General features: G+C 62.0%; 9 protein-coding genes and 1 pseudogene. 5 read left to right on the top strand and 5 right to left on the bottom strand.

Annotated features, from left to right (window positions below; translation table 11 throughout):
- Positions 1-357: DUF1214 domain-containing protein (locus MOV61_RS25540; RefSeq protein WP_247138594.1), on the bottom strand; the 357-nt coding region annotated here is incomplete at its 3' end.
- A gap of 377 nt (positions 358-734) precedes the next feature.
- Here MOV61_RS25540 and MOV61_RS25545 point away from each other — a divergent pair.
- Entirely contained in the window at positions 735-1,202 is a 468-nt protein-coding gene (locus MOV61_RS25545) for a hypothetical protein (RefSeq protein ID WP_247138596.1), read from the top strand.
- On the opposite strand, the gene MOV61_RS25550 is transcribed toward MOV61_RS25545, so the two are convergent.
- On the bottom strand, positions 1,183-3,396 hold the full coding sequence (locus MOV61_RS25550) for a transglycosylase domain-containing protein (RefSeq protein WP_247038787.1): 2,214 nt from the start codon (positions 3,394-3,396) through the stop codon (positions 1,183-1,185). The genes MOV61_RS25545 and MOV61_RS25550 overlap by 20 nt on opposite strands.
- A 186-nt stretch (positions 3,397-3,582) precedes the next feature.
- Here MOV61_RS25550 and MOV61_RS25555 point away from each other — a divergent pair, with 186 nt between their 5' ends.
- Positions 3,583-4,044, top strand: coding sequence for a YcgN family cysteine cluster protein (locus tag MOV61_RS25555; protein WP_038584943.1), 462 nt, complete (start codon positions 3,583-3,585; stop codon positions 4,042-4,044).
- Positions 4,045-4,154: 110 nt separating this feature from the next.
- Here the strand turns inward: MOV61_RS25555 and MOV61_RS25560 are convergent, their stop codons facing one another.
- Positions 4,155-4,826 (bottom strand): glutathione S-transferase family protein, encoded by a 672-nt coding sequence (locus MOV61_RS25560; RefSeq protein WP_247138597.1) that lies wholly within the window; start codon positions 4,824-4,826, stop codon positions 4,155-4,157.
- A gap of 201 nt (positions 4,827-5,027) precedes the next feature.
- Here MOV61_RS25560 and MOV61_RS25565 point away from each other — a divergent pair, with 201 nt between their 5' ends.
- The gene (locus MOV61_RS25565) at positions 5,028-5,921 is read left to right on the top strand and encodes a LysR family transcriptional regulator (protein WP_258718992.1); all 894 of its coding nucleotides are present in this window, start codon (positions 5,028-5,030) and stop codon (positions 5,919-5,921) included.
- A 180-nt stretch (positions 5,922-6,101) separates the two neighbouring features.
- On the opposite strand, the gene MOV61_RS25570 is transcribed toward MOV61_RS25565, so the two are convergent.
- Entirely contained in the window at positions 6,102-7,103 is a 1,002-nt protein-coding gene (locus MOV61_RS25570; protein WP_247138599.1) for an NADP-dependent oxidoreductase, read from the bottom strand.
- 58 nt (positions 7,104-7,161) lie between these two features.
- Positions 7,162-7,977 (bottom strand): oxidoreductase, encoded by an 816-nt coding sequence (locus MOV61_RS25575; RefSeq protein ID WP_247138600.1) that lies wholly within the window; start codon positions 7,975-7,977, stop codon positions 7,162-7,164.
- Between the two features lie 88 nt (positions 7,978-8,065).
- On the opposite strand from MOV61_RS25575, the gene MOV61_RS25580 reads away from it, so the two are divergent.
- Positions 8,066-8,497, top strand: a complete 432-nt coding sequence (locus MOV61_RS25580) for a helix-turn-helix domain-containing protein (RefSeq protein ID WP_038541217.1) — start codon at positions 8,066-8,068, stop codon at positions 8,495-8,497.
- 255 nt (positions 8,498-8,752) lie between these two features.
- Positions 8,753-9,469, top strand: a pseudogene (locus MOV61_RS25585) (hypothetical protein); the annotation flags it as partial.

The following is a 9,469-nucleotide window of genomic DNA, read 5'->3' on the forward strand; positions in this document are numbered from 1 at the left end:
CGCCAAGGGCGGGGCGGCACCGGGGGCCGCGGCAAACAGCGTCCAGAAACGCGCCGGCGGCGGGCGGCCGGTGAGGCGGTAGGAGCAGTTTCCGGTCAGGCGATCGCCCTTTTCGTCGACCGAGGCAATGAAGGTGAGGCCCTCGGCGCTCGCGTAGATGAGCTTGCCGGCATTGGCCCGGTGCGACTTCGCATAAGGGTCCGCCTGCGCTGTCTGCGCCTGCGGAAAGGCTTCCCATGAGCCGAGCTTGATCGCACCGAAACCGATCGTGGCATCCAGCGCGACGAGGGTGGACCATATCCCGCCGCCGAAGGCGATGGTGAGCGCGATCGCTATGAGGAAGGGAACACGGAACACGGGTTTGCTTTGGCCCTCGGACAGCTATGTCAGAGGGTTAGCATTGATTCTATTGGGAAGGAATGGGTGGGTTGTGTCTTTCCGGTACAGGCGTCCGCCTGACCCGAATCAGTCTTGCCGGACCGACCGAATTACGGGCTGAGCAACCGATCTCCATTCCGCGCCCGACCGAGATGAGCACCGCCGCCTGTGCCAGTCTCGTCCAGCCTACGCGCCTTTCGTTCTATTCCCGCACAACCGGCGCCATCCGCTAACCGTTTGATAACGTTATCTTAAGCGGTTCCTGTGACTAGAATCCACGCGCACTACGCCAAGCCTGTTCCTTGGCTACCGTCGCCCCGAGACAACGTTCCGGGGCAAAGACGATGAGATTATGGATGATGGCGACCGGCGCCTTGGTAGCCGTGGCGGCTGGGTTTTCGGGTGCCTATTACCACCTGAAGCAGGAAAAGGGGCCGGCGAGCCCGAAGACCATTTCCGCCGACTTCATGACGCTGACCGAAAGCCAGCCGACCGAGGCGCGCCGCGCGGTCGTCGAGGCGATCGACACCTGCCTGCCGCAGGCGGCGCGGCCAGGCTGGACGAGCCCGCCGGTCAAGGACCTCGCGGTCGATACCTATGTCCGCTTCTTCGACCTGATGGGCCAGGATATCGATCAGGGCGAACGCACCGCGTTATTCCGCAGCTGGGTGTCGCGAGCCGATGACGGATTGGCTGAAAGGGACCGCATCGCATTTGAAAAGCTGATGCAGGGCGGCCTGCACGAGGGCGTGACGGCGCTCTGCGTCGCCGCGACCGTGCGCGGCAGGCTCGGAAGCCAGGGGCTCAGGGGCTTTTGGAACTGACGGGCAGCGCCTCGGTGACCGATCCCGTCGTGGTCTTGTCGGCCACCTTGGCGGTGGCAGGTCCGAGCCGGCCGGCTTCTTTCAGCTTTCCGGCAATCTGCCGCAGCAGCCGGGTGGATTCGGCCGATAGCGAGCGGGGCCGGACGAGCGCCTGCAACCCGGTATCGGGGGTGCCGTCCTTCTTTTTGGCGACCGCATTGCCCTTGTGGTCTCCGGTCGGCAGCGGATTATCGATGCCGGGAATGGCGCGCAGCTCGATGCCCTGATGGGCATAATCCATCACCGTCTTGAAGGTCGCGGCCGGCAGCGAACCGCCGGTCATGTTGTTCATCGAGGTGAAGTCGTCGTTTCCGAACCAGATGGCGGTCGTGTAATTGCCGGTAAACCCGATAAACCAGGCGTCGCGATAACTCTGCGAGGTGCCGGTCTTGCCGGCGGTGACGATGCCGCCGTCGAGGGCTGCCTTGCGGGCGGTGCCGATCACCGGGATCTGCGACAGGATGCGGTTCATCGACGACATCGCCTGTTCGGAGAGCACGCGCTTGGCCGGCGGTTCGTCGCGGTTGAAATCGTAGAGCACGTCGCCGCCATATCCGAGAACCTGCTCGATGCCGTGGCGGCGCGATTGCATGCCACCGGCCGGCATCACCGCATAGCCTGTCGCCTGGTCGAGAACGGTCATTTCCGAAGTGCCGAGCGGGATGGTCTTGTCTTTCCTGAGCGGCGTTTCGACACCGAAAGCCTTGGCGGTCTTCACGATCAAGTCGGTGCCGAGATATTCCTTGGCAAGCCTGACCGGAACGGTATTGAGCGACTGGGCCATGGCTGAAAGCAGCGTCACCTTGCCCTTGTAGGCGCGGCCGTAATTCTGCGGCGACCAGCCGTTCCAGGTGATCGGCGCATCCGAAATCGTCGATTCCGGCTTGAAGCCGTTCTCCATCGCCGCCGAATAGGTATAGAGCTTGAAGGACGAACCCGGCTGGCGCAGCGCTCTGGCGGCGCGGTTGAACTGGCTCTCGCCATAGTCTCGGCCGCCGACCATGGCGCGCACGGCCCCGCCGTTCTCGATCATCACGAGCGCGCCCTGCTTGGCCTTGTAGCTCTCGCCGTATTCGCGAAGGCTCGATTCCATCGCCGATTCCGAGGCCTGCTGCAGGCCCATGTCGATCGTCGTGCGCACCACAACCGAATGTTCGTGGAACTTGCCGGCCTGCGCCAGCCGCTGCACTTCATCGAAGGCCCAGTCGAGGAAATAGTCGGGCGCCTTGGCGTCGGCGCGGTCGACGACGGTCGCCGGGTTGCGGCGGGCGGCGATCACCTGGCCCTCGGTCATCAGCCCGCTCTGCACGAGGTTGGAAAGCACTTCGTTGGCGCGGGCGCGGGCGGCGGGCAGGTTGACATGCGGCGCGTATTTGGCCGGCGCCTTGAACAGGCCGGCGAGCATCGCGCTCTCGGCAAGGTTCACCTCCGTGATGTTCTTGCCGAAATAGAACTGTGCGGCCGCCGCCGCCCCGAACGTGCCGCCGCCCATATAGGCGCGGTCGAGATAGAGCGACAGGATCTCCTTCTTGGAGAGGTTGGCTTCCAGCCACAGCGACAGGAAGGCTTCCTTGATCTTGCGTTCGATCGACCGCTCGTTGGTGAGGAACAGGTTCTTGGCGAGCTGCTGGGTGAGCGTCGACCCCCCTTGCACGACGCCGCCGGCCTTGGCGTTTTCGCTCATGGCGCGGGCAAGGCCGAAGAAGTCGATGCCGAAATGGTCGAAGAAGCGGCGGTCCTCGGTCGCCAGCACCGCCTTGATCAGGTGGTCCGGCAATTCGTCGATCGGCACCGAATCCTCATGGATGATGCCGCGATGACCGATGATATTGCCGTAGCGGTCGAGGAAGGTGACGGCGAAATCGCCACGATTGCGCCAGTCCTCGTGGGTTTCCTCGAACGCCGGCTGGGCGAGCGCCAGGAGCAGCACGAAACCGGCGGTGCCAAGTGTCATCGCCTCGCCGGCAAGCTCGAAGCCGATGCGCTTCCAGCCGCGTACGCGAAACCGGCGGAAGAAGATGGTGATTTCTTCCCAGATTTCGGCAAGGCGGAAACCGAGATTCCAGACGGTGGAATCGATCCAGGAATCGATGCGCAGCAGAAGATGGCGCTTGCCGCGCGGCCGGTCGTCGGATGACTTTGGCTCGTCCTGCACCTTCGGAATTCCCTGCCCTTTCGATGAGATGTGCTTGACGTGGTCCCTGCAAGGGATCAAGAGCTCTAGCCTCTCACCGTTAATCAGCTTTAGCTGACAAATGGTTGATGCGCGATATCAAAATCGCAACAGGTAAAATGCAGATATCGGGATTTGTTCCGAACTGCCGCAAATGTGATATCCACGATGACTGACGAACCTTTCTGGAAAACCAAACGGCTCGACCAGCTGACCCAAAATGAATGGGAAAGCCTGTGCGACGGTTGCGGCCTCTGTTGTCTCAACAAGCTTGAAGACTGGGATTCCGGCGACGTCGTCTTCACCTCCGTCGCCTGCCGCCTGCTCGACGGGGAAAGCTGTCGCTGCAAGGACTATCAGCACCGCCAGGCGACCGTGCCGGATTGTATCCAGCTCACCCCGACCACGGTCAACGAGATCACCTGGCTGCCGCCGACCTGCGGTTACCGCCTGATCCGCGACGGCGAGGACCTCTATTGGTGGCATCCGCTGGTCTCGGGCGATCCGAACACCGTGCACCAGGCCGGGATCTCCGCCCGCGGCCGCACGGTCAGCGAAAACGACGTCGATGTGGAGGATTTCGAAGACTACGTCGTCGACTGGCCGCTGACGGTGGGCGAGGAACGCTAGAGGCTCGGAGCAGGTAGCGCAGGCGCCCGCCGTGCCATTCGTGAGATGGTCGCGATTCCGGCCAGCGCACCATCTTCCCACGCGCGCCAGCCGGACAGGAGGGCCAGAAATTATAGTTCCACGCCGACGCTCGCCAGAAAGCTCTCCATGCGGTTGTCAACCTCAGCCTTCGTCTCCGCCCACGCCGGGAACGACTGGAGAAGGTTGTCGTGCCAGGCGATCAGGTTTGGATATTCCTTGAACGGAAACTTTGCACGATCGACCTGGGAGAAGGGAGCCGCGATATCGATATCGGCAAAGGTCAAGGCATTGCCGACCATGAATTTGCGGCCTTCGAGATGCTGGTCGAGTACCCTCGCTGCAGCGCGGATCTTGCCCTCGGCAAATTCGACGAGGGACTCGTCCTTCGATAGGCCCATGACCGTCTTCGCCACGCGCTCATCGAAGATCGTGGTGGTGAAGGTGCGCCACTGCTCGCCCGACCAGAACATCCACTGAAGCACCTGGAAGCGCTCCGCCTGCGTGGTTCCCACCAGCGGCGAATTCACCTTGTTGGCGAGATACAGATTGATGGCAGAAGATTCCCAGAGAATGGTGTCTCCATCTTCCAGAACCGGTGTCAGACCGTGAGGATTGAGGCGCGATCTGAACTCGTCGGTCTGGCTCTCGCCTTTGAACAGGTCAATGTTAACCCGTTCGAGTTCAATGCCCATGATCTTCGCGGCGGTCGTCACGCGACGCAAGCTGCCCGAGCCCGCATCACCGTAGATCTTGATTGCCATAACTCTTCCTTTCAGTTCGAGGCCCGTGACCGGGCGGTCGAGCTAGGGGGTGCCATATTCCTGTGGCGAATGACATTGACGCTTTTTGAATACCATCTATTCTTACTTGGAATTAGTCGTTATGCGCGTGGCGGTTCTGACTTCGTCTGAAAACCCGAGCGATCTCCTTCGGAATGAAAAGTGATGGATAAGCTAGATGCGATGCGGATGTTCGTGCGCGTTGTCGAAAGCGGAAGCTTTTCGCAGGCAGCGCGAGACCTGAACGTCAGCCAGCCGACGGTCAGCAAACAGCTCGCGGCGCTCGAGGCGCGGCTCGGGACGCAACTCCTCGCGAGAAATTCCCGTGCCCTTGCCGTGACGCCCGCAGGACAAGACTACTATGAGGCCACCGTCCGCATTCTTCAGGATCTCGATTTCGTCGAAGAGAAGATCCTTGAAGGGCGGTCGGCGCCCTCGGGGCTAGTCCGCGTGACCGTCTCGCCGGCCTTCGGAAGGATGTTCATTATTCCCCGGCTATCCGATTTCAGGAACCGTTTCCCCGGCATCGCGATCGAGATGGAAGTCTCCGGGCGGCACGTCGACCTTATCGAGGAGGGAATAGACGTCGCGATCCGTATCGGCCGGCTTTCGGATTCGGCACTCGTCGCCCGGCGCATAGGCGATATGCAGATGATAACCTTGGCCTCCGCCCGCTATCTTGCGCAACATGGCACGCCGCAAACGTTGGACGAACTGCGCAGCCACCAGCGGATCAGCTACGTCTACCAGGGCGATGTCGTCGGGTGGGGTTTCCACGTAGAGGGTCGGCTGGTCACGGTCGACGGTGGGGGAGCGTTCCGCACGAACGACGCCGAGCATGTCCGAGGCGCGGTCCTCGCGGGTCTCGGCATCGCCCACCACGCCAGTTGGCTGTTCACGGATGTGCTGGCCTCCGGCGAGGTTGTGCGAATTCTGGACCAGCATGCGCCGCCGCCCTTCCCGATCAACGCGGTGACCGCCGCCGGACGGCGCATGCCCTCCCGAGTGCGGCAATTCATCGATTTCCTCGCCGCGATTTGCGCCGAGGAGCCGGAATTAAGGATCGGTGACAGTTAGCCCGTCATGGAGCGGGCCGGCTCCGGGCTGGCGCTGCACAGGAGGACGCTGAACAGGCCTTTGTCGTCGTCCAGTCGGCCATTGGCGACCATCCCGCTGCGCTCAGCGAAAGGCAGCGGGGCTGGACTTGTGGTTATTCTCGGTATGAATGGTTTCGCGGCTTCTACAGCCTTAACGGCGTCACTTCACCGCGATGACGACCTTCCCCTTCGCACGACCCTTTTCGACGTAATCCATTGCCTCGTTGGTCTTCTCGAACGGGAAGACCCGGTCCATCACCGGGCGGATATGGCCCGCCTCGATCAGCGAGGTGATCTGTGCGAGCTGACCGCCGTTCGCCGTCATGAAAAGAAACGAATAGCCGATCTTCCGGCGTCCCGCTTTTCGCCTGATGCCGAAGCTCAGCAGGCGCATGGCCTGTCGAAGCAGCCAGCCGGAGCCGTTCTGCCGGGCGAAGTCCGGATCGGGCGGACCGGAAATCGAGATCAGCTTGCCGCCCGGCTTCAGCACGCTAAGGGATTTTTCGAGCGTATCCTTGCCCAGGCTGTTCAGCACGACGTCGTAGCCCTGCAGCACCTTCTCGAAGTCGTCTTTCTTGTAATCGACCGCGACGTCCGCCCCGAGACTTTTTGCGAGAGCGACATTGGCCGTGCTCGTGGTCGTGGCCACATGAGCTCCGAGATGCTTGGCGAGCTGGATTGCGATGGTGCCGACGCCGCCCGACCCGGCATGGATCAGGACCTTCTGCCCCTTCCGCAGGTTGGCCCGCTCGACAAGGACCTGCCATGCCGTCAGCGCGACAAGCGGAATGGATGCGGCCTCCACCATGGTGAGATTGATGGGCTTGATTGCCACATCGGCCTCGTCCATGGCGATATACTCGGCAAATGTCCCGATGCGGTCCTGGCTCGGACGGGCATAGACCTCGTCTCCCGGCTTGAACTTCCGGACCTTGGGTCCGACCCGGACGACGACGCCCGCAACGTCATTGCCCAGCACCAGTGGAAGGCGATAGGGCAGGATAAGCTTGAATTCGCCGTCCCTGATCTTGTTGTCCAGGGCGTTCACGCTGGCGGCATGAACCTCGACCATGACATCGTTGTCGCGCAATGCCGGTTCGGGTATTTCGCCGAGCCGCAGGGCGCCGCCTTTGCGATAGCGATCGATCAGGAATGATTTCATCGGACTGACTTCCGTTTCCGTGGTGGCCGGCATCGCCGGCGGGCTCTGCGGTGAATGCTCAGGCGGGAAGCCCGTTGAACTTCCGAAGGTTCTTGTCGACAATGGTTTCGGGCAGGAAGCGACGTATGAAACGGACCTGTCCTGCCATTTTTCCGGCAGTGTAGCGCCGTTTGGGCAATGTCGCATTGGCGGCCTTCAGGACGGCTTCGGCGACCACTTCCGGTGCATCTCCCTTCGCGACGGCTTCGCGCATCAGCCGCTCCGCACCGGCGCGAACCGTATCATAGACGGAAAGCGGGCGGTCCGCGCGCGTCAGGTTCTCCTCGAAGGCGGTGCGCGTCAAACCGGGCTCGACAAGCACGACGCGGATGCCCTGGGTCCGCACTTCATGGTCGAGGGACTCCGAATAGCCCTCGACGGCGTGCTTGGTCGACGCATAGAGGCCGTTGAAAGGAGCTGGGATCATCCCCAGTATCGAACTCAGGTTGACGATGCGGCCCTTCTGCTGGCCCCTCATCACGGGCAGCACGGCGTTCGTCATCCGGATGGTGCCGAACACGTTGACGTCGAACAGGGCCTTCGCCTGGTCGATCGTGGATTCCTCGGCGCCGCCCAGCAGGCCGACCCCGGCATTGTTGACGAGAAGATCGATCCGCCCTGCGCGGCGCAGAACCTCGTCAACCGCATTTTTGACGGATGCATCGTCGGTCACGTCGCAGACCAGCATCGTCACCCCGTCCGCCGTGTCGGGCATCGGCTTGCGGCTGGTGCCGAAGACAAGATAGCCATCCCGCCGCAGCGCCTGCGCCGTCACCAGTCCTATTCCTGAGGAGGCACCCGTAACCAGGGCAACGCCACGTTTTTTCTTGCTCATCGGCTCCGCTTTCATTTTGTGATGGAACATCGTTGAGCGATCAGTTACTATCAAATCCGTATCAAGTCACTACTAAAAAGATATCGACATGAAGAATCTTTCCGACCAGCCCTGCCTGATCGCCCGGAGCCTGGCGCTTGTGGGGGACGCGTGGAGCATGCTGATCATGCGCGACGCTCATGCGGGGCTGACCCGTTTCGATGAGTTTCGCAAAAGCCTCGGCATCGCGCCGACCATGCTGACGGGACGGCTTTCGGGCCTGACGGAGGAGGGGCTTTTGGAGAAACGCCGTTATTCCGACCGTCCGCCACGGGACGAATATGTGCTGACGGAAGCCGGCCGCGACTTTCTGCCGGTTCTGTTTGCGATCGGCGCGTGGGGACGCAAGCATCGCGGCGGGGGCAAGGTGACCCGGTTCTTCGACGCTGAAACCGGAACGGAAATCGATCCCGTCACCATCGATCGCGCGACCGGCGCTCCGGTCGGAACACGCCCTATCCGGATCGCCGCACCCGAATAAGCCCCTTCAAGGCAGATGGAGCAACATCCGGCAACTCCGGTTGAAAGCTCGCGTCCAGCGCCCGATTGCTCGCTTGGCGAGCGAGGAGCGCGCGGGAAGTTGCTCGAAACACAGCTTTATTACTTGTCAATCAAGTAAGTTAAGGAGAACAATCGGAGCTTCATGCAATTCTTCCGGTACCGCCAAGACTTGCAGAAACGTCAAAGATTACCGCGCAGTCCCGTTTCATCCCGAATTCATTGCGATGGCACCTAGATGAATGCAGAAGGCACGCTGGCAGACCGCCTCTACGAGGCAGCCCTGGTTCCTGAGCTTTGGACGGAGACTTGCGAGAGGATAGCCCTGGAGGCCGGGTCCAGCACCGCCTCGATCTTCACCGTCGACGGCCGCGGCAATCATCGCTACGTCACCACTCCCAACATCGCGGACGCCTTTGCCGAGTTCGTGCAGAGCGACACCCGGCTCGACAATGTTCGCCCCCTTCGGGCCATGCAGCGTTCGCCCTTTTCGTTTGTCCGCGTCACCGATCTCCTGAGCGCGGAGGAATTTGCCAATGATGCGATCCAGCGCGACATCATCGAGCCGCACGGCATGCAATGGGAGGCGGGTTGGGCCTTCCAGGAGCCGACCGGGCACGTCATCGTCATCACCCTGATGCGCGCCAAGGGCCTGACGCATTTTTCCGACGAACAGCTGGCGCGCCTCGATCTCTTGAAGCCGGATCTCGCCCGGGCTGCTTATATGTCGTCGCGGCTCGCCTTCAACGAGGCGCGATCGATGACCGAAACGCTGTCGATGCTCGGACTGCCGGCGGCGGTGATCGGCGACTCCGGCCGGGCGATCGCCATGAACCCCGAGATGGAGGCACTGAGCCCGCGCATCCGCACCGGCGCCGGCGATCGGCTGATATTGGAAGGGGTGGGCGCCAACGCCCTGCTGGAGGAGGCGATCGCGCACTACAAGGCGCAGGCT

Origin of the sequence: Neorhizobium sp. BETTINA12A (assembly GCF_023006485.1) — a bacterium.
Taxonomy (GTDB): domain Bacteria; phylum Pseudomonadota; class Alphaproteobacteria; order Rhizobiales; family Rhizobiaceae; genus Neorhizobium.

What these genes read in the sequence shown, in the direction of transcription:
- MOV61_RS25545 (WP_247138596.1), top strand. Translation starts at nt 735, where the DNA reads ATGATGGCGACCGGCGCCTTGGTAGCCGTGGCGGCTGGGTTTTCGGGT.
- MOV61_RS25560 (WP_247138597.1), bottom strand. Translation starts at nt 4,826, where the DNA reads ATGGCAATCAAGATCTACGGTGATGCGGGCTCGGGCAGCTTGCGTCGC.
- MOV61_RS25555 (WP_038584943.1), top strand. Translation starts at nt 3,583, where the DNA reads ATGACTGACGAACCTTTCTGGAAAACCAAACGGCTCGACCAGCTGACC.
- MOV61_RS25570 (WP_247138599.1), bottom strand. Translation starts at nt 7,103, where the DNA reads ATGAAATCATTCCTGATCGATCGCTATCGCAAAGGCGGCGCCCTGCGG.
- MOV61_RS25575 (WP_247138600.1), bottom strand. Translation starts at nt 7,977, where the DNA reads ATGAGCAAGAAAAAACGTGGCGTTGCCCTGGTTACGGGTGCCTCCTCA.
- MOV61_RS25565 (WP_258718992.1), top strand. Translation starts at nt 5,028, where the DNA reads ATGCGGATGTTCGTGCGCGTTGTCGAAAGCGGAAGCTTTTCGCAGGCA.
- MOV61_RS25580 (WP_038541217.1), top strand. Translation starts at nt 8,066, where the DNA reads ATGAAGAATCTTTCCGACCAGCCCTGCCTGATCGCCCGGAGCCTGGCG.